Below are 19137 nucleotides of genomic sequence, written 5' to 3' on the forward strand. Positions count from 1 at the left end.
ATTTTTTCATGCTCTGCCGACGGTCGATCGTCGGCACTATAAAAGGAACAAGCTGATGCAGATGTTGGGAGTGGATATCGGTGGCTCGGGGATCAAGGGATGCCTGGTCGACACCGCAACGGGCGAGCTGATTGGCGAACGTCACCGGCTGGTGACGCCGCAACCGGCCACCCCGGCCGCCGTGGCTCATACCCTCAAGGCGCTGGTGGAACACTTCGACTGGAAGGGCCCGGTAGGCTGCGGCTTTCCCGCCACCATCCACAACGGCATCGCCAAGAGCGCGGCCAACATCGACAAGAGCTGGATTGAAACCGACGTCGCCCACCTGTTCGCCGACGTGACCGGCCAGTCCTGCCACGTGCTGAACGACGCCGATGCGGCCGGCCTGGCCGAGATGCGCTTCGGGACCGGCAAGGATCGCAGCAAGGGTGTCATCATCCTCGTCACGGTCGGCACCGGCATCGGCACCGCAATATTCGTCAACGGTCAGCTGCTGCCCAACACCGAGCTGGGTCATCTGATGCTGGAAGGGATGGTGGCCGAGCACTACTGCTCGGACGCGGTGCGCAAGCGCGAGGATCTCTCCTGGGGCCGCTGGGGCAAGCGCTTCAACAAATACCTGGCTCGCCTCGAGTTTCTGTTCTCCCCCGACCTCTTCATCCTGGGCGGCGGCAGCGCCGCCAAGCTCGACAAGTTCATCGACAAGATTGAGACCCGGGCCCCGCTGGTGGCGGCCGCCAACCTCAATCAGGCCGGCATCATAGGCGCCGCCCTGCACGCCGCCGAGCTGACCGCCGCCCGCCAGTCGGCATGACGCCGTCGTGAACAAACAGCAGAGGCCCGGCATTGCCGGGCCTCTGCTGTTTTCAGCGCCCGTTTTTCACCCTACTTGTCGCCCGGGTACATGTCGCCCGGCCGGCCATTTCCTAAAGATCGTCGAGCCGATGGGCACCGTGCACCAAGCGGGTCAGGCGGGTCTGCTCCTGCTCGGCCAGGCCGCCGAGCAACCGCACCGTCTCTTCGGTCGGACACTCCCTGGCCAAATGGCTGAGCTCGCCGATAAGCTTCTCCTCCTGACGGCACACCAGCTGCACTATGTCCTGAGTCTGGGCCGTGGCGGGCAGGCTCAGGCGCCGGATCCCGGGCAGCAGATCCTCGCTGAAGCCTCGCTCCAGCCAGGTCTCCTTCACCCCTTCGCCAAGTTCACTCAGGTAGTCATCCAGCTGGCTCTTTGCCGCCTCCTCTCGCTGCTGCAGATAGGCCAGCAGCAGCCGGCTGCGCTCGCCATCCACCTGTGCCATGAGACGCCCGTAACCGAGCCCAAGCTGGTGATGCACCTGCTCCAGATAGAGCAGCAAGTCTTTGATTTGTTGAAATCGCATCAGGTTGCCCTCCTGTATATCGTGCCCTTTAAGTATAAAAAACAGGCAATTGCAATCCAAGCCAAAGCGCGGCCCTTGTTGTGCTGCATCAAGCCAGTGGCCAAGAAAGCAGCGATCGACACAAAGTGGAATGATTTGTGCCGACCCGGAGGCAATAAAAGGATGAGCAGGTGAATCCGGCCGGCGGCTAATAATGGAGGTTGTAAGCGGATATTTACCATGTGATATTCGGCAATCATGCCATACCACCAAATACAATATTGATGTGAGCGAGATCACCGTCGGCGTTAGTCGGCAGGCGGGAATCCTTAGCACTTTTTTAGACGTCTAGATGTATAAACACGCGTTGACACGGCCATCCAGACATCTTAGCATCATCCTCCATGATGGCAGAGCAACCCAGTGAAACCTCTGCCCAATTCACCCGCCTGTAGCGCCCTGTGCTTTAAGGCTGTTAGCACGGAAGAATCCATGATTAAGTTGATCGGTCTCAACAAAGTCTACGGTAAAGGCAGTGATGCCGTGCACGCCCTGCGTGACGTGAGCCTGCATGTGCCACAAGGCAAAATTTTCGGGGTGATCGGCGCCTCCGGTGCCGGCAAGAGCACCCTCATCCGCTGCGTCAACCTGCTGGAGCGCCCGACGGAAGGTCAAGTCATCGTCGACGGCCAGGATCTGGTCGCCCTGAGCGAACGGGACCTGACCCAGGCTCGCCGCCAGATCGGGATGATTTTCCAGCACTTCAACCTGCTCGCCTCCCGCACCGTCTCCGCCAACATCGCCTTCCCGCTGGAGCTGGCGGGTTGGAGCAAAGAGAGGATCCAGCAACGGGTCGAAGAGTTGCTGGCACTGGTCGGGCTGGAAGCCCGTGCCCATGCCTATCCGTCCGAGCTCTCCGGTGGCCAGAAACAGCGGGTCGCCATCGCCCGGGCGCTGGCGCCGGCCCCCAAGGTACTGCTGTGCGACGAGGCCACCTCGGCCCTCGACCCGCAGACCACCCGCTCGATCCTGACTCTGCTCAAGGAGATCAACGTCAAGCTGGGGCTCACCATCCTGCTCATCACCCACGAGATGGACGTGGTGAAGGGGATCTGTGACGAAGTGGCCATCATCAGCGACGGCCGGCTGATCGAACAGGGCGAAGTGGCCTGGTTCTTCAGCAATGCCAAGACCCAGCTGGCACGAGATTTCATCCACTCCACCATCCATCTGGAGGTACCGCAGGAGTATCAGGATCGGATGAGTGCGGAGCGGGTCCCCGGCAGCTATCCGCTGGTGAAGCTCGGCTTTACCGGCAGCACGGTCGACACGCCGCTCATCTCCGAGGCGAGCCGCCGTTTCAACATCGACATCAGCATCCTGAGCGCCGACATCGAATACGCCGGGGGCGTCAAGTTCGGCTTCCTGCTGGCAGAACTGTTCGGGGATGAAGCCCAGTGCGAGGCGACCCAGCAGTTCCTCATCGACAACCATATTCAGCTGGAGGTAATGGGTTATGTCCGCAGCAATGACTGACCTGCTCATCACTGCCCTCAAGGGCTGCCAGACGCAGTCCCTGATCACAATCGCATTCAGCTGGAGGTAATGGGTTATGTCCGAAGCAATGATTAATCTGCTGTTCACGGCCCTGGGCGACACCCTCATCATGGTGTTTGCCTCCGCCCTGTTCGGCTGCCTGCTCGGTCTGCCGCTCGGTGTGGCACTGCACGTGACCAAGGCTGGCCAGATCCTGGCCAACCCGCTACTCAACCGCGCCCTGGGCATGGTGGTCAACGTGGGTCGCTCGGTGCCCTTCATCATCCTGCTGGTCGCCATCATCCCGCTGACCCGGCTGATCGTCGGTACCAGCATCGGCACCATCGCCGCCATCGTGCCGCTGACCGTCGGTTGCATTCCCTTCATCGCACGTCTGGTGGAAGGGGCCCTGATGGAGGTGCCGGACGGCCTGCTGGAAGCGGCCAAGGCCATGGGCGCCAAGCCCCTGCAAATCATCACCAAGGTGCTGCTGCCCGAGGCCCTGCCCGGCATCCTCAACAGCGTCACCATCACCCTCGTCACGCTGGTGAACTACTCCGCCATGGCCGGTGCCATCGGGGGCGGTGGTCTGGGCGATGTGGGTATTCGTTACGGCTATCAGCGCTTCGACCCGACTGTCATGCTGGTGACCGTGGTTATTCTGGTCGTACTGGTTCAACTCATCCAGAGCGCGGGTGAGCGCCTGGTCAACAAATGTGATCATCGTTAATCGTCGATTTCTGACAGGAGGTTTTATGAAATTTGGCATCAAATCCGTTGCGGCAGCCCTGCTGGCCACTCTGGTACTGGCCGGTTGCGGTCAAAAAGAAGAGAACAAGACCCTGAAAGTAGGCGCCATCGCCGGCCCCGAGACCGAACTGGTTGAAGTGGCCGCCAAAGTGGCCAAGGAGAAATACGGCCTGACCGTCGAGGTAGTCAACTTCTCCGACTACGTCACCCCGAACGTGGCGCTGAACGATGGCAGCATCGACGTCAACGCCTTCCAGCACAAGCCCTATCTGGATGCCCAGATCCGTGATCGCGGCTTCAAGCTGGTGCCGGTCGGCAACACCTTCGTCTACCCGATCGCCGGTTACTCCAAGAAGATCAAGGCGCTGAGCGAGCTGAAAGATGGCGCCCAGATCGCGGTGCCGAACGATCCGACCAACCTGGGCCGTTCCCTGATCCTGCTGGAGAAGCAAGGCCTGCTGAAGCTCAAAGAGGGTGCCGGTCTGGAAGCGACCGTGCTGGACATCGCCAGCAACCCGCGCAACTTCAAGATCGTAGAGCTGGAAGCTGCCCAGCTGCCGCGCTCGCTGGAAGACGTGGACTTGGCCATCATCAACAACACCTTCGCCGGTCAGATTGGGCTGACCCCGACCGAGAATGGTCTGTTTGTTGAGGATAAAGAATCCCCCTACGTCAACCTGATCGTCGCCCGTGACAACAACAAGGACGACGAGAAGGTCAAACAGTTCGTACAGGCTTTCCAGACCGACGACGTCTACAAGAAAGGGCTGGAACTGTTCAAGGGCGGCCTGGTGAAAGGTTGGTAATCACTCACTCGGCAAAAAAGGCCACGCAATGCGTGGCCTTTTTTTTTGCTACCGTTATCATATCGGCGAGCACGGCAACACGAACATATTCAGCACATGAAAAAATGGTATCTGGCCTACTGCAAGCCAAAAGAAGAGGCCCGCGCCCGCGCCCATCTCGAAGCCCAGGGGATCGAGTCCTACTACCCCATGGTGGAAATTGAAAAACTGCGGCGGGGCAAGCGTGTCCCGGTGCGGGAGCCCATGTTCCCCAACTATCTGTTCATCTATGTGGATCTGGAAGAGGTCACCCCGGTCACCCTGAAGTCGACCCGCGGTATCAGCCGCATCATCCACTTCGGTCGGGAGTGGACCTCCATCAGCAGCCAGCTGGTCTATCAGCTGATGAGTCGGGACGACAGCGACGAGGCGCGCGCCAGCTACGCCAGCCTGCCGACCCAGGGCGACAAGGTGCTGATAGAATCCGGCCCGCTGGCCGGCTTCGAGGCCATCTATCTGGAGCCGGACGGCGACAAGCGGGCGATCCTGCTGGTGAGCCTGCTCAACCAGGAGACCAGCAGCAGCTTCGACAATCAATCCTTCCGCCGGCTGGACTGACAGCACCTGATTCCTGCTGGTGAGCCTGCTCAACCAGGAGACCAGCAGCAGCTTCGACAACCAGTCATTCCGCCGGCTGGACTGACCCGGCAATCAACGTCGAACTCCCGCTGGCTGGCCAAGGCAATCCTCTCTTGCGCCAGCGAGGCTAAAAAAACAGGGCAGGCCCAGCGGTCTGCCCTGTTTTCATACGCCTTGCCCGCCTCAGGCATCCAGTTCGAAGCGGCTGATCACCGCCGTCAAGCGACCCGTATCCTGCGCCAGCCGGGCCACAATCTCCTCCCCCTGCTGGCTGCGCTGGCTCGACTGTCGGCTGAGCCCGGCGATCTCTTCCACCGTTCCCGCCACCTCCTGGGCCACCCGTGACTGCTGCTCGGTCGCGGTGGCGATGGCCCCCAGCTGGCCCGACAGATCCTGCACCAGCTGCAGCATGGCATTCAGGGTGCCGGTCACCGAGTCGACGGCGCCACGCCCCTCCTCTACCAACCGGGTGCCGCTGCCAACCGTGTTGACGGTCTGGCGGGTCTGCTGCTGGATGCTGGCGATGGTCTGACTGATCTCCTCGGTGGACTGGCTGGTGCGGCTCGCCAGCAGCCGCACCTCGTCGGCCACCACGGCAAACCCGCGCCCCTGCTCGCCGGCTCGCGCCGCCTCGATGGCGGCATTGAGCGCCAGCAGATTGGTCTGCTCGGCGATGGTGGCGATCACCTCGGTGACGCGTCCCACCTGCTCGCTCTGGCTGCTGAGCTGGCCCATCGCCTCGTTCGCTTCGGCAATCATGGCGGCGATCTGCTGCATGGTGGCGGTCATGCGGGCCAGCTCGTGGCCGCCTTGGCGAGTCTGCTGCTCCGCCTGCTGAGCGGCTCGCGCCGCTTCGGCGATATTGCCCGCCACATCCCGGGTACTGACCGACATCTGCTCGATGGCCGCCGCCACCGTATCGACCCGCTGATTCTGGCTCGCCAGATCGGTGACGATGGCGCGGGTGGTGCTGCCCACCTCGCCGCAGGCCCCGTCCACCTGCCCCACCGCCCCCTGGATCTCCCCCACCAGCTGGCGCAGCTGGCCGGACATCTGGTTGATGGAGCCCGTCAGCCCACCCAGCTCATCCTGGCTCTGCACCGGCAGGGGGCGGGCCGGCAGCCGGCCGTTGGCAACCAGATCGGCCCGCAACACCAGGCTGGCGATGTCCCGGGTCAGCCGGCGACTGAACAACAGCGCCACCAGGGTACCCAGCACGATCACGGTCAGGGTGGCCAGCAGCAGGGTGCGATTGATGGCCTGACCGGCGCTGGTCATCTTCTGGCCCATGCTTTCCACCTCGGCGCGGGTCTGGGTCACCTGGCCGGCCAGCTGGGTCGCCAGCTGACCGAGAGCCGGCTCAATCTCCGTCGCCATCAGATGGTTGGCCTGATCCCAGTCGGGCGCCTGCCGCTTGCTGATCACCTGCCCCACCAGCTCGGCGAAGGGGGCCGACATCTCCTCGAACAGCGACCAGATCCCCTTCTGCGCCTCGGTAAAGTTGGCCTCCTGCTGCTTCAGCTCGGCCACCCGCTGCTGGTGGAACTGGTAATAATCCTGGTATTTGGTGCGATAGTCCGGATCGCCGGAGATGAGGAAGTCGCGCAGGGCGGAGAGCGCATTGGAGAGACCGTTGTAGGCATCCCCCACCTGCTTGAGCAGCAGGCGGCGATCGCCGGGCAGCTGATCCTGCGGGGTGGCCACCTCTTCGTTGGCAAAGGACTGCAGCTGATCGAGGGCCGACTCCGCCAGCGGCCCCGCCTCCTGCAGCATCAGGGTATGGGCGGGCAGGTTCTCGTCGGTATGGGCGATGTCCCACACCTTCTGCTGACTGGTCTTGAAGGCCTTGAGCGAGCGCGTCAGCTCGGCGGTGAACTGCTGATGCTCGATCACCTGCCAGGCCCCCTCCCACTCCTGTTTGAGGCGGGCGGCCTGCGCCGGATCCTTGCCCAGGATGAGATAGGCCCGCAGGGAAGAGATGGTCGCCACCAGCGCCTTCTGGCTGGCCTCATCCCGTTGCAGGGCGGGCAGAGCCTGCTCCAGCAGGGCGCTGCCGGCCTGCCCGATGCGACCGAGCTGGTGGTAGACAAGGCTGGAGGAGAGGATCACCAGCAGATTGATAAAACAGAAGCTGAGCAGCAACTTGCTTGAAATTTTCATGAACATCCTTGTTTCGTTGCGGGCATCCTGCCCGACATTCACTCCCCGAGCAGCGCCGGTAGCCGTTCACGCCAGGAGTCATGCCATCCCATCAACTCCTCACGCGGCATGGGCCGGGCCGAGAAGAAGCCCTGGCACACGTCGCACCCCAGCCGCGCCAGCAGCCGCCAGGTGAGTTCATCCTCCACCCCTTCGGCGACGGACTTGAGCCCCAGTTTGCGGGCCAGCTCGATGCTTGACTCTATTATGGCCAAGCGGGAGGGGTCCTCAAAGCAGCGATCGACGAAAGAGCGATCCAGCTTGAGCTCGGTGAAGGGCAGCAGAGCCAGTTGCTGCATGGAGGAGTAGCCGGTACCGAAGTCGTCGATGGAGAGACCGAAGCCGTGCATGCGCAGGCGGGTCAGCACTTCCAGCGACTTGCCCAGATCCTTCACGAACGAGCTCTCGGTCACCTCCAGGGTGATGAGCTCGGGGTTGATGCTCCAGCGCTGGCACTGGTTGATCAGGGTATTGCACAGATCCCCCTCGATGAGGGAGGTGGTGGAAAGGTTCATCGACAAGTTGAGGGAGAGCCCGGTCTGCTCCCACAGATGGCCATCGCGCAGCGACTTGCTGATGATCACCTCGGTCAGCTGATCGATGAGGCCGTTGTGTTCCGCCAGCGGAATGAAGCGGGCCGGCGAGATGAGGCCGTACTCCGGGTGCTGCCAGCGCGCCAGCGCCTCCATGCCGACCCACTGGCCGGAACCGAAGCTCACCTTGGGCTGATACCAGGGCAGCAGCTGATCCTGCTCCAGCGCCAGGCTCAACTCATCCAGGGTCAAGCGGTGGCCGTCCTCCTCCTGGGCTCGCTCCTGCTGCGGGCGCCAGGCACCGATGAGCTGGCTGATCTGCTGCTGGCTGGAAGGCTTCTCGATGCGCCCCAGCACTTGCAGACCATAGGCGGCACTCATGCGCAGCACGGCCTCGACCACGTCATCCTCCAGCGCGCTGGAGAGGATGATGCCGCCGCGAAAACCGCCCAGCGAGAGGCGACGCAGCAGCGCCATGCCATCCATGCCCGGCATGCGCAGATCGCAAAACAGGATGTCGACCTGATGACGCTGACACATGGCCAGCGCCTCCACCCCGTCCTGCGCCTCCAGCAGGGAGCCGTAACCGAGCCCGCGGATCTGGTGCATCAACGCCTTGCGCTGGAACGCGTGGTCTTCCACCACCATGATCACCAACTCATGCTGTGTCTTGTTCATCGAGCCATAATCCAATTTCGCATGTAATAGAGTTCATCAGCGCCAGTACCGTCTGACTCAACTCGGTAAGTTCATCCAGCTGCTTGAGGCGGGCCGCCGCTTCGAGCCGGGCCGCCTCCTCTGCCAGAGCCTGCTGCCCCACCATGCGGGCAGCCCCCTTGATGCGGTGCGCCGTCTCCACCAGGGCATAAGTGTCCTGCCTGGCCAGTGCCTGCAGCATGTCATCGCCGTCCTGACGATTGGAATCCAGATACTCCCGCGCCATGCTGCGCGCCACCGCCTCATCGCCAAACAGCGAGATCCAGCACTCCCCCTGCTCACTGGCCGACGGAGCGGGCTGGCCCAGCTCTTGGGTCTGAGGGCTCACCGGCAACCAGCGCATCAGCATCTGATGCAGCGTCTCCAGGGTATAGGGTTTGAACAGCATGTCGTTCATGCCGGCTTCCTGCATCTGCAGGCTGGCCTCTTCGGATGTATCGGCGGTCACCCCGATGACGGGAGCCGACTCCCCCTGTGCCCGCAGTGCCCGGGTCAGGCTGTAGCCATCCATCACCGGCATATGGCAATCGGTCAGCAGCAGGGCGAATGCCTGCCCCTGCCAGGTGCGCAAGGCCTTGTCACCGTCGTCCACCACCTCAGCATCCACCCCGAGGATCGCCAGCTGGCGAGCCAGCAGCGCACGGTTGATGGGGTGATCGTCGGCCACCAGCACCCGCCCCTGCAATTTGGGGGCATTGGCTTCGACCGGGCTGATCGCCGCCTCTCCCAGCAACTGGTGACAGGTTTCCAGCAGCAGATCAGGATAGAGCGGAGACTGCCCCAACCGCCACCAGGCCCCCGACCCCATGCGGCCGCGCAGGGCCTCCTGCGGGGAGAGCACTATGCCCTTGAGGGCCGAGCGCTGCAAATGTGTCAACCATTCGCTGCCCAAGGCCTGCTCGAGCCAGCTCTCCTCTGCTAATAACAAACCACTCACCGGCTGCCGCCACTGCTGTGGATCCAGACGATGCAGCCTGGCCCCCAGCCGCTGCATCGCACTCTGCAGGGCCGCATCCTCGCCAAACAGCCACCAATCGTGGCCTGCCAGCGGCGGGGCATCCCACTGACACTCCGCCAGCGGGAAGTCGAAGGTGAGCCGGGTACCGTGCCCCGGCTTGCTCTCGAGCACCAGCGTGCCCCCCATTTTCTGGGCCAGCTGGTGGCAGATGGCAAGGCCGAGCCCGGTACCACCGAAGCGTCGGGTTATGTCGGACTCCACCTGCTCGAACGGGGTAAACAGGCGATCCTGCTTGTCCTCAGCAATGCCGATGCCGGTGTCGCTGACCGCGATGGCGAGCCGCTCCTTCTCAAAGCTGACCTGAATGCGGATCTCACCCCGCTCGGTAAACTTGACCGCATTGTTGAGCAGGTTGGAGAGCACCTGCCCCACCCGCACCGCATCGATGCGGGCCTGATCCGGCACCTCCGGCGCCCACTCCAGCGTCACCTTGAGTCCCTTGCCATGGGCCAGAGTCGCGTGACCGCGGATCACGTCGCAGATGACGGAGGCAAGGCGGCAATCCTGATAGTGCAACTGCAGCTGACCCGCCTCTATCTTGGAGAAATCGAGCACGTCGTTGACCAGATAGAGCAGGTTGTTGGTGGAGGTCACCACGTTGCGCAGCAGGTAGCGCTGGTCGTCGTTCAGCTCGCTCATCTGCAGCAGCTCCAGCATGCCGTGCATGCCGGAGATGGGGGTCCTCAGCTCATGGCTCATGGTGGCCAGGAAGCGGCTGCGCACCTGCATCGCCTGCTCGGCATAGGCGCGCGCCTCCCTCAGGTCGTGCTCCTGGTGCTTGAGGGCCGTGATGTCCTGGATCACCCCGTTGAGGATCAGGTGCCCCTCCTCCTGCGGCACGAAACTGCCGCGCACCTGCAGATAGCGGGCCCCCTCCGGCCGCTCCACTCGCACTTCCAGATCGAGCGGGGCCAGGGTCTCGGCATGATTGGCCACCTTGCTGACGAAATCCTGCAGTGCCTCCTCGGTAAAGCCGAACACCTCGCCGCCCGACTCGGTCGACAATATCTCCTGCCGGCTGGCACCCAGGATCTCGCTCGCCCCCTGCGAGGCATAGAGGAAGCGCCCCTTGCCGGGGCCGAGCCAGAGGTACTGATAGACGATGCCCGGCATGCTGTCGGTGATCTGGGTGAGCCGGGTCTCCGCCTTGCGGGCCCGCGCCTCGGCCTCCTTGATGCGGGTCACGTCGGTCAGCACCGTCAGCACCCCCAGCATGTCGCCCTTTGGCGAGCGATAGGGACGCTTGGTGTAGATGACGTGGAACATGGCGCCATCCTGACGGCGGCTGTTGCCCGCCCCTTCCAGCTGCTCACCGCTTTGCCATACCCCCGACTCTTCACGCAGCACCCGCTCCCGCTCTCTGGCCGGCATGCGGTCCAGATCGTCGCCATCATCCTGGGTCAGATTACCGATGAAGGCATCCCGATAGGCCTGGTTGCAGAGGGTGATGCGCTGCTCGCGATCCCGCAGCACCACCATGTTGGGCAGGGAGTTGAGCAGGGTCTGCACGAAGGTCAGCTGCTCGCTTAACTTGTGCTCTGCCAGCTTGCGCTGCACTATCTGGCGGCGCAGGGTCCGGTTCCAGCCCATGAACAGCAGCACGCAGAGCAGGAAGGCGCCCACGCCGACCGCGGACCAGAGCGCCACCGTGGCAGGGTTGATGCCGGTCTGGATGGTCAGAGCCAGCCACTTGTGCTCCAGCTTGGTCATCTCTTCCGGGCGGATGGAGAGCAGCACCTTGGTGAGGATCTGCTGCAGCATGGGGTCCTGCTGGTGCACCGCCATGGCGACCGGCACCCGCAGCTCGTTGCCGGAGAACACCACCTGATAGCGGTTGTTGAACCCCTTTTGCAGCGCCTGCTCCAGGGTGGTCATGCTCATCAGCACGTAGTCGACCTGATGCCCGTCCAGCAGCGGCAACAGCTTGGTATCGCTGCTCACCGTCACCGGATGGGCCCCCACCTCGTTGAGTACCAGCTCCTCCACCGAGCCGCCGACGATCCCCACCCGTCGCCCCTTGAGCTCGTTGAGGTTGTCCAGCTCCTCGCTCCCCTGTCTGGCGGCGATCACCCGGTGGATGAAGGCGTAGTCGGGAGTAAACAGGGAGTATTGTCGCCGCTCCGCGGTCGGCGTGATGGCCGGGATGAAGTCCAGCTTGCGCGCCTGGAACAGCGCCTGGGTCTCGGCCCAACTGCTGGTGGGCACCAGGGTAAACTGCAAGCCGGAGCGCAGGCTCACCAGCTTGAGCATGTCGGCGATGAACCCCTTGAGCTGGCCATTGCCGTCGATCTCGCTCACCGCCGGCCAGTCCGGCGCCACCCCGAAACGCAGGGTCGGATGGCGGGCCAGCCAGTCGAGCTCGCTCTGGTTGAACACAATTTGGCGGGGACCGTTGGCCAGCTCGTAGTCGACAATCCCGCCGGTCTCCAGAATGCGGCGCCGCTCATCCAGCGGAATGTCGTTGAGGGCCAGCTCCAGCAGACCGAGCAGCCCCTGGTTGTCGGGCCCCACTGCCATGGCCAGCGAGGTGTCCGTCACCCACTCCGGGGTAATCACCTTGAGGCCGGCCTGCTGCTGCAGGCGCTGCAGGCGTACCAGAGAGGGCAGATCGGAGAGATAGGCATCCGCCAGCCCCTTCTTCACCATGAAAACCGCTTCGTCACTGCTGTCCGCCTCGGTGAGCTGGGTCATGCCGAGCTCCGCCAGCTCCTCGCAGGAGCTGAAGCCATGTTCACACACCCAGCGCAGCTGGCGCGCCGTCGCCAGAGTCGGCTCCCCTTCCTCTCGCGCCAGCAGCACACCGCGCGGCAGGGTCATCAGATCCGAGGTAAAGCGCATCTTCTGCTGACGTGACTGGCTCGGTGTCACCCCGATCAGCATGTCCACTTCGCCATCGAGCAGCGCCTGCTGGGCGCCGGCATAGTAGGGGTAAGTCTTGTAGCGCACGGCAAGCCCCAGCCGGCCGGCAATCAGGGTGGCAAAATCGTCGAGCGGGCCGCTGAAGCCACCCCGGCTATTGGCATAGATGTAGGGTGGCCAGGCCACCGACGGCATGCCGACCACCAGGTCGCTGCGCGAGGCGAGCCAGAGCCGCTCCGCCAGCCCCAGCTGATCCTTGTCCAGGGAGGTTTCTGCCGCAGCCACCAGGCTCCAGCAGGTAAACCAGCACAACAAAATGGCGCGATAACAGAGGCGCAGCATGGGTAACTCCTGAACGGCTTGGAGAGCGATCATAGGGATTTTGGCAAAATGTGCGAATAGAAATTCGTAACAGAACTCGTCCGGATACGAAAAACGGCAGGCTCACGCCTGCCGTTTTCTAGCAAGAAGGGGGCCAAGCCCCACATCATCAGGTTATTCGGTTCCCGAGCCGGAAGCCGGTTTGATATTCCCGCTCACGGATGTGGGCGATCTGCACATTTTGCCCTTCCAGACCGATGTCCTTGAGCAGAGCAGGCGACAGATGCAGGTAGCTGACACGACGCTCCAGCCGGGTAATCCGTTTCTGGACCAGGGTTTCGACGGTGCGCAGCAGGGTCAGTTCGATAGACATAATATTCTCCAGTTGAACGTGCGGTTCCCCCGGAGAGAGGAGATCACCCTGCGGGACAACCGCGGGTGATGAAAAAGCAGGTGTTACCTGTTTCCTCCACGCGGCAGAAAAAGAGCACGAGTCTTCGCGCTGCTGATGCAGCGGTCGAACGCAACGTTTAGCATTGAATGTTGCATATCCGTCTCCTTACCGAGTGAAAGTTGAACAAGTTGCCACAGTCTAAAAAAAGACCGAATTTTATACAATAACCTCACCCCCATATGGGGAGGTGGGTCATCTATCAATACTCATCCGGCACAGGCTGACCCGTGCTGCTCCGGCTCAGATCCCGGACAACAGCCGGAACTCCTCCAGCGCATAGGTATCCGTCATGCCGCTCACGTAGTCGAGCAGCAGTCGCACCCGGAAGTACCACTCCTGTTCCGCCCCGTCGCTGAAGCGCGGATCCCGGCTGGCCACCGCCAACCGGTATGCCTTGAGATGACGGGCCGACAGCCGATGAAACAACCGGCGGGCGAAGAACAGCTCGCTGCCCCCCTGTCCGGCCAGCAGCCGCTCGAACTGCGCGGCCGGCAGCGCCAGCAGACAGGCATAGGTGGAGAGCACCCCACGCAGGGCGGCATAACCCTCCAGCTCCAGCGCCTCCACCTCGGGCCGCATGAACACCAGCTCGCGAGCCACCTGTTTGAGGGTATCGAGCACCCGCGCCGCCGGTGCCTGACCGTGCAGCAGGGCCTGGGGATAGGCGCCGCTCAGGATCTGCGGGTGCTCGCTCACATAGGTGTGAGCGGCCCGTTCCACCAGATCCCGGGTCAGCTGCTGGCGAAAGTGGGGGAAGAAGCCCCTGCCCGAGGCGGTCGCCTCCGCCAGCAAGCCAGCCATGTAGGCACCGCCATCGGCCAGCCGCAGCGCCTGTTGCAGCTCGCTCAGGCTGAGGATGCGCCGGTCCACCGCATCTTCGAGGTCGGCGATGCAGTAGGAGATGTCGTCGGCCGCTTCCATGATGTAGACCAGCGGATGACGGCAGCCGGGGGCCAACCCCAGGCTCTGACCGAGGGCACGGTAGAGGGGTTGTTCGCTGAAGAAGATGCCGCGCTTGCTGGCCCAGCCGTGATGTTGACCGCCGTGCAGGGGTTGCTGCGGGTATTTGCACAGCGCCGCCAGCTGTCCCAGGGTCAGGTTCAGCTCGTGCAGGCTGTGCACCAACCGCAGACTCTGGGCATTGCCGTCAAACACCAGCAGATCCTGGCGAAGCGTTGCCCACTGCGAGCTGGGTGCGCTGCCAAGGGCCTCGGCAAACAACCCATCCAGCGCCTGCGCCAGCCACTGGCTCATCACCTGCTCGCCAAAGTGGCCAAACGGCGGGTTGCCGACGTCGTGCAACAGGCAGGACATCTCCACCAGATTGATGAAGGCCCCCTCGCACACCGACCCCGCCGGCAGGGTCGCCAGAATGCGGCGGCTGATCTGGCGGCCGGTCTCCTGCACCTCCAGCGAATGGGTGAGACGGCTGCGTACCGAGGCCTTCACGTCGAGCGGAAAGACCTGGGTCTTCTGCTGCAGCCGACGCACCGGCGCCGCCTGCACGATGCGGGCGCGATCCTGTTCGGTCGCCTCCAGCAGATCTTCGTCACCCCAGCGATGGATGCGCTCGGGGGTAATCAAACGGCTATACATGTTGCGGCTCCTTGCCTGCGGCTCGCGTCTACGAGAGCAGCCAGCGCTTCAAGCGGGCGATGTCACCCGGGCATTCACGGCGCAGCGACTCTATCCAGTCTTCCACGTTCTCCCACCAGGCGGGATGATCCGGACTCTGGATCAACTGGGCCAGCTGCTGCAGCCGGCGCAGACCGATGGAGCCCGCCGCCCCTTTTATCTTGTGCGCCTCCTCCACCACGCCGGCCTGATCCCGGGCAATCATGTTGGAGTCGAGCACCTCCATGTAGTCGGGCATCATCTTCTCGAACAGCTCGACGCTGGAGATCAGCACCTGCTTGCCCACGGTATCGGCATAATCGGTGAGGAAGGGCAAGTCCAGCAGCGCATCCTGACTGTCTGCATCCGCCTGTTCATCCGCCTCATCCTCGGCCAGATCGGCAAACAGGTGGCCAATCACCTCCCGCACCGCCTTCGAACCGAGCGGCTTGTTGATCACATCCTGCATGCCGTGATCCCGGTAGTACTGGCGATCGCCGGTGGCGTTGGCGGTGAGTGCCACCATGGGCGGCAGGCTGTCGCCGTAGCGGGCGAGCAGTTGCTCCGCCACATCGAAGCCGGTCATGTCCGGCAGCTGGATATCGAGCAGGATCAGATCAAAATCGTCGGGATTGGCCATGGCCAGTGCCTGGGCGCCGTCCCGCGCCACCTTGACCTCATGGCCCAGCTTGTTGAGCAGGGCGCAGGCCACGGTCACGTTGAGCTCGACGTCCTCCACCAGCAGGATATCGAGGCAGGGCATCTCGGGCTCGGCCGCGGGCGTCTGGGCGGCAACGCAGTCTACCTCCAGCTCGGCGGTGAAGCAGGCGCCCTCGCCCGGGTCGCTGTCCACGTAGAGCTGGCCGCCCATCGCCTGCACCAGCTGGCGGGAGACCGCCAGCCCGATGCCGGTGCCGGTGGCGTGCTTCTTGCCCTGCACCTGATAGTACATGGCGAAGATCTTCTCCTGCTGGGCGCGGGGAATGCCGACCCCGGTATCTTCCACCTCGAAGTGCAGCGCCAGCTTGCCCGGTGTGTCGGCCGGGTGGGTGAGGCAGCGCACCGTCACCCCCCCCTCGTCGGTGAACTTGACCGCATTGCCCACCAGATTCCACAACACCTGGCGCAACCGGGTCCCGTCCGCCATCACGAACTGCGGCACGTCGCCATCCCGGTCGAAATGCAGATAGAGCCCCTTCTGCTCCGCCTGGATGCGCGACAGCGTCTCCAGCTCGTCGAGGAAGGCAGGCAGGTCGATGGGAGTCGGGGCGATTTCCAGCCGGCGCCGGTCCAGCTTGTCGAGATCGATGATGTCATTGAAGATGTTGCCGAGCGTCACCGCGCTCAGGTGTATGGTCTTGAGCTGCTGGTGCTGCTTGGGATCGAGCGGTGTATCCATCAGCATCCGGCTCAAACCGACGATGCCGTTGAGCGGGGTGCGCAGTTCGTGGCTGATGGTGGAGATGAAGGTGGTCTTGTCGCGGCTCGCCTTCTCCAGCTTGTCCTGATACTGCTTGCGCTCGGTGATGTCGCGACCAAAACCCAGCAGGCCGAGCCGCTTGCCGAAGCGATCGAAGAAAGGCACCTTGCGCAGCTCGAAGTAGGCTTTGCGACCGTCTGGGTACTCCAGCCACTGCTCATAGGTGAGCGGCTCATTCTGGGCGAAGACCTGCTTGTCGGTCTCCACCACCTTGCTGGCGATGTCATGCTTGTAGACATCGAACGGGGTCAAGCCGATGAGCTCCGCCTCCACCTTGCCGGTCAGCTCCTCCATGGCGCGATTGCAGCCGGAGAACTGCTCGTCTTCGTTGCGGTAGTAGACCAGATCGGGGGAGCAGTCGATGAAGGAGCGCAGCAGGGCGGTGCGCTCCCCCAGATGCAGCTGGGCCTTCTCGCGCTGGAACACCTCGTTCTCCAGATCCTCGATGGCCTGTTGGCGCAGGGTCTCGGCCCGGTTGGTCTCGGCGATCTGGGCGTTGAGGCGGCTGATGTTCTCCTGCAGCTGGCTGTTGAGCTCGAGATCCCGCTCACGCATGTCCTGCAGTTTTCGCACCATGCGAGTCAGCCGCTGGCGGGAGTCCTCCAGCTGATCCACCACGATGGAGAGAAAATAGACGGCCCAGGGAGTGACCAGCAGGCCGAAGAAGACCGAGCGCACCAGGTCGACGATGTCCACGGTGCCGCGCAGGAACAGGGTGACCCCCATCTGGATCGAAACGGCCAGCACTATGATGCCGGTGGCCAGGAACATGCTGAAGCGGACCAGTCCCAGTTTGGTCATCAGGTCGACGTAATATTGCGCCCAGGATTTGATTTGTTTCATCTTATTGTTTTCTCCCCGATATTCGCCGAACAGAATACCAGCACGGCGCGCCGAACTCTTGTGCCGTCGCACGATAAATTATCGGTTAACCTCCTCCGCCCGCTGGGGTAGCATGCCGGAGTCAATTCGGTCAGCCCGGGTTAAGCCTGGCTGGCTATAATGTTCGGCCGTTCAATTCAACCAACTGATATTTCAGGAGTCTCATCGATGCGTAATCTCACCCTGCTGAGTCTTGGCCTGCTGGCAGCCAATGCCGCCCACGCCGATCTGGGCGAGATCCCCAAGCAGTCCGGCTGGTCCGGCTTCCTGCTGGGCGGGGTCAACGCCGTCAGCTACAAGTCCAACTTCTATGCCGGCGATGACAACCACAGTCGCATCAATGACCTCGGTTCGCCCGACAGCGAGAGCGGCCTGACGCCGCTGCTCAACGCCGATATCCGCTACACCTTTGCCGATACCCGTACCCAGATCTTCCTCGGCAACCTGATCCAGGACGCGGTACGCTTCGACTTCACCCAGCAGCTCGGCCTGCGCCAGGAGATGGGTGACAAGGGCATAGTCGCCACCTCGCTGGTGTTCAACGTCATGCCGGTCGAGCTGTGGAGCGATCCATTCGCCACCGGGGTGGATCGCAGCTCTACCGATGTGAAATCAAAAGGGGCGCGTTTTGCCTGGGACAAGATCTGGGGCAGCAACTTCTACGGCAACCTGACCACCCGGGAGGTGGACATGGATGAGGAGCGCAGCGGCCAGCAGTATGACCAGAGCCACGGCACCCACTACGCCGACATGCTGGATCGCAACGGCAAGATGCACGACATGGAGCTCTCCTACCAGTGGCACTTTGGCGGCAACCAGCTGCTGGAGCCAGCCATCGTCTACAAGCAGGCTCGCCTTGACGGCAGCGCCGAGAGTTTCAAGAACACCGGGCTGAAGCTGACCTATGCCAAGCGCGGCCCCCAGTGGTCCTTCGTCAGCAACCTCTATACCGGCAAGCGCAAGTATGACGAGGCGAACCCCATCTTCGGCCAGCATGCCGATGCCGACGAATTCGCCCTCAACGGCACCTTCTTCTGGCACAACCTGTTTGGCGTCAACGCCCTCGCCGCCACCTTCACCGCCGCCTATGCCAGCGCCGACTCGGACATCAACTTCTACGACAGCCAGTCCACCCGCTTCAGCACGGGTCTGCTCTACAACTTCTAAACCTGACCCGCATCAACAAACGAGGCCACCCCATGGGTGGCCTCGTCATTTGCAACGGCCTGCGGCCATCAGATCCCGAGCGAGTCGAGCAGATCGTCGTGATCGTTGGCCACCGGGGCGGCGGCCGGAGCCGGCTGGGCAGCCTCGCGCTTGGTCTGGGCGATCAGGGCATCCGGATCCAGCTCCTCCTGATCCATGCCATCGTTGTGGATGCGGATGAACTCGGTCTTGTCCATCGCCAGCTCCAGATAGAAGATGTTGTTGCGGGCGGTGAAGAAGGTGACCCGGCGCGACTCCGGGCTGTCCAGGTTGGTATCGACGCTCAGCATCACCTGCTTGTTGAGGGCCAGCATCTTCGGCTGGTTCTGGGTGATGTGGGTCTGCAGATCTCGGCCGACCTTGACGGTGAAGCTGCCGACGATCTGGTTCATCAGCTCGCCCATCACGTTGCTCACCTCGTCCGAGGTATGGGAGATGGCGAGATCTTCCTTGGAAAGCCCCATGCTGAGCATGTAGCTCTCGTACAGCTCCATGGCGGCGGAGGCGGAGAAGTTGATCACCACCAGGCCGGAGAAGCCGCCGTCAAACAGCACGAAGCAGCCAATATCCGGCTTGAGGCAGGTCTTGCTGATCCGCTGCACCATGCCGGAGAAACGCACCTGACTCTGGGTTGCCGCACTCAATACATCCGTGACCGAATGGCACAGGCTCAGCAGCACGTCCTCTGTGGTCAATACGGTATCGTTGTCGGCTCTTGTCACTATCATGGGACCTTCCTGAACATCGAAAATGGGCTTATCTATACCATAACTCTAACAGATA

At 62.7% G+C, this 19137-nt stretch carries 14 protein-coding genes; 6 read left to right on the forward strand and 8 right to left on the reverse strand.

The window, feature by feature from the left end:
* The first annotated feature begins 55 nt into the window (after positions 1–55).
* Complete coding sequence (ppgK, locus tag OKB87_RS17105) at positions 56–814, forward strand: polyphosphate--glucose phosphotransferase (protein WP_270828083.1); 759 nt, start codon at positions 56–58, stop codon at positions 812–814.
* Between the two features lie 112 nt (positions 815–926).
* Here the strand turns inward: ppgK and OKB87_RS17110 are convergent, their stop codons facing one another.
* Positions 927–1382, reverse strand: coding sequence for a hypothetical protein (locus OKB87_RS17110; protein WP_026080396.1), 456 nt, complete (start codon positions 1380–1382; stop codon positions 927–929).
* A gap of 471 nt (positions 1383–1853) precedes the next feature.
* Between OKB87_RS17110 and metN the strand changes: the two genes are divergently transcribed.
* The 4 genes from metN (at position 1854) to rfaH (ending at position 5050) form a co-directional block, all read left to right on the forward strand.
* Positions 1854–2897 carry a methionine ABC transporter ATP-binding protein MetN gene (metN, locus tag OKB87_RS17115; RefSeq protein ID WP_043162424.1) on the forward strand — a complete coding sequence of 348 codons (1044 nt, stop codon included), beginning with the start codon at positions 1854–1856 and terminating at the stop codon, positions 2895–2897.
* A 76-nt stretch (positions 2898–2973) separates the two neighbouring features.
* Positions 2974–3627 (forward strand): methionine ABC transporter permease, encoded by a 654-nt coding sequence (locus OKB87_RS17120; RefSeq protein WP_270828084.1) that lies wholly within the window; start codon positions 2974–2976, stop codon positions 3625–3627.
* Between the two features lie 25 nt (positions 3628–3652).
* Positions 3653–4453, forward strand: a complete 801-nt coding sequence (gene metQ, locus OKB87_RS17125; protein WP_011704853.1) for a methionine ABC transporter substrate-binding lipoprotein MetQ — start codon at positions 3653–3655, stop codon at positions 4451–4453.
* A 96-nt stretch (positions 4454–4549) separates the two neighbouring features.
* Complete coding sequence (rfaH, locus tag OKB87_RS17130) at positions 4550–5050, forward strand: transcription/translation regulatory transformer protein RfaH (protein ID WP_016349600.1); 501 nt, start codon at positions 4550–4552, stop codon at positions 5048–5050.
* Between the two features lie 204 nt (positions 5051–5254).
* Here the strand turns inward: rfaH and OKB87_RS17140 are convergent, their stop codons facing one another.
* From OKB87_RS17140 to arcB, 6 genes are all read right to left on the reverse strand, one after another.
* On the reverse strand, positions 5255–7231 hold the full coding sequence (locus tag OKB87_RS17140) for a HAMP domain-containing methyl-accepting chemotaxis protein (protein ID WP_043162423.1): 1977 nt from the start codon (positions 7229–7231) through the stop codon (positions 5255–5257).
* A 38-nt stretch (positions 7232–7269) separates the two neighbouring features.
* Positions 7270–8481, reverse strand: a complete 1212-nt coding sequence (locus OKB87_RS17145) for an EAL domain-containing response regulator (RefSeq protein WP_029301722.1) — start codon at positions 8479–8481, stop codon at positions 7270–7272.
* Positions 8462–12739 (reverse strand): ATP-binding protein, encoded by a 4278-nt coding sequence (locus OKB87_RS17150; RefSeq protein ID WP_270828087.1) that lies wholly within the window; start codon positions 12737–12739, stop codon positions 8462–8464. The genes OKB87_RS17145 and OKB87_RS17150 overlap by 20 nt, the downstream gene beginning before the upstream one ends.
* Positions 12740–12887: 148 nt before the next feature.
* Positions 12888–13091, reverse strand: coding sequence for a hypothetical protein (locus OKB87_RS17155; RefSeq protein WP_011704847.1), 204 nt, complete (start codon positions 13089–13091; stop codon positions 12888–12890).
* 321 nt (positions 13092–13412) lie between these two features.
* Positions 13413–14768, reverse strand: coding sequence for a dGTPase (dgt, locus tag OKB87_RS17160; protein ID WP_270828088.1), 1356 nt, complete (start codon positions 14766–14768; stop codon positions 13413–13415).
* Between the two features lie 28 nt (positions 14769–14796).
* On the reverse strand, positions 14797–17109 hold the full coding sequence (gene arcB, locus OKB87_RS17165) for an aerobic respiration two-component sensor histidine kinase ArcB (protein WP_270828089.1): 2313 nt from the start codon (positions 17107–17109) through the stop codon (positions 14797–14799).
* A gap of 207 nt (positions 17110–17316) precedes the next feature.
* Here arcB and OKB87_RS17170 point away from each other — a divergent pair, with 207 nt between their 5' ends.
* Positions 17317–18315 carry a DUF2860 family protein gene (locus OKB87_RS17170; RefSeq protein WP_270828090.1) on the forward strand — a complete coding sequence of 333 codons (999 nt, stop codon included), beginning with the start codon at positions 17317–17319 and terminating at the stop codon, positions 18313–18315.
* A gap of 68 nt (positions 18316–18383) precedes the next feature.
* On the opposite strand, the gene OKB87_RS17175 is transcribed toward OKB87_RS17170, so the two are convergent.
* A complete protein-coding gene (locus OKB87_RS17175) occupies positions 18384–19082 on the reverse strand; it encodes a DUF3334 family protein (protein ID WP_016349593.1) in 699 nt (232 codons plus the stop codon).
* Positions 19083–19137: the final 55 nt, after the last annotated feature.

The organism is Aeromonas sp. Y318-1, from assembly GCF_027706125.1.
Taxonomy (GTDB): domain Bacteria; phylum Pseudomonadota; class Gammaproteobacteria; order Enterobacterales; family Aeromonadaceae; genus Aeromonas; species Aeromonas hydrophila.

Coding starts and splice junctions, on each gene's coding strand:
- OKB87_RS17175 (WP_016349593.1), bottom strand. CDS start 19,082: ATGATAGTGACAAGAGCCGACAACGATACCGTATTGACCACAGAGGAC.
- OKB87_RS17120 (WP_270828084.1), top strand. CDS start 2,974: ATGTCCGAAGCAATGATTAATCTGCTGTTCACGGCCCTGGGCGACACC.
- metQ (WP_011704853.1), top strand. CDS start 3,653: ATGAAATTTGGCATCAAATCCGTTGCGGCAGCCCTGCTGGCCACTCTG.
- OKB87_RS17145 (WP_029301722.1), bottom strand. CDS start 8,481: ATGAACAAGACACAGCATGAGTTGGTGATCATGGTGGTGGAAGACCAC.
- OKB87_RS17110 (WP_026080396.1), bottom strand. CDS start 1,382: ATGCGATTTCAACAAATCAAAGACTTGCTGCTCTATCTGGAGCAGGTG.
- metN (WP_043162424.1), top strand. CDS start 1,854: ATGATTAAGTTGATCGGTCTCAACAAAGTCTACGGTAAAGGCAGTGAT.
- ppgK (WP_270828083.1), top strand. CDS start 56: ATGCAGATGTTGGGAGTGGATATCGGTGGCTCGGGGATCAAGGGATGC.
- OKB87_RS17150 (WP_270828087.1), bottom strand. CDS start 12,739: ATGCTGCGCCTCTGTTATCGCGCCATTTTGTTGTGCTGGTTTACCTGC.
- OKB87_RS17140 (WP_043162423.1), bottom strand. CDS start 7,231: ATGAAAATTTCAAGCAAGTTGCTGCTCAGCTTCTGTTTTATCAATCTG.
- dgt (WP_270828088.1), bottom strand. CDS start 14,768: ATGTATAGCCGTTTGATTACCCCCGAGCGCATCCATCGCTGGGGTGAC.
- arcB (WP_270828089.1), bottom strand. CDS start 17,109: ATGAAACAAATCAAATCCTGGGCGCAATATTACGTCGACCTGATGACC.
- OKB87_RS17170 (WP_270828090.1), top strand. CDS start 17,317: ATGCGTAATCTCACCCTGCTGAGTCTTGGCCTGCTGGCAGCCAATGCC.
- OKB87_RS17155 (WP_011704847.1), bottom strand. CDS start 13,091: ATGTCTATCGAACTGACCCTGCTGCGCACCGTCGAAACCCTGGTCCAG.
- rfaH (WP_016349600.1), top strand. CDS start 4,550: ATGAAAAAATGGTATCTGGCCTACTGCAAGCCAAAAGAAGAGGCCCGC.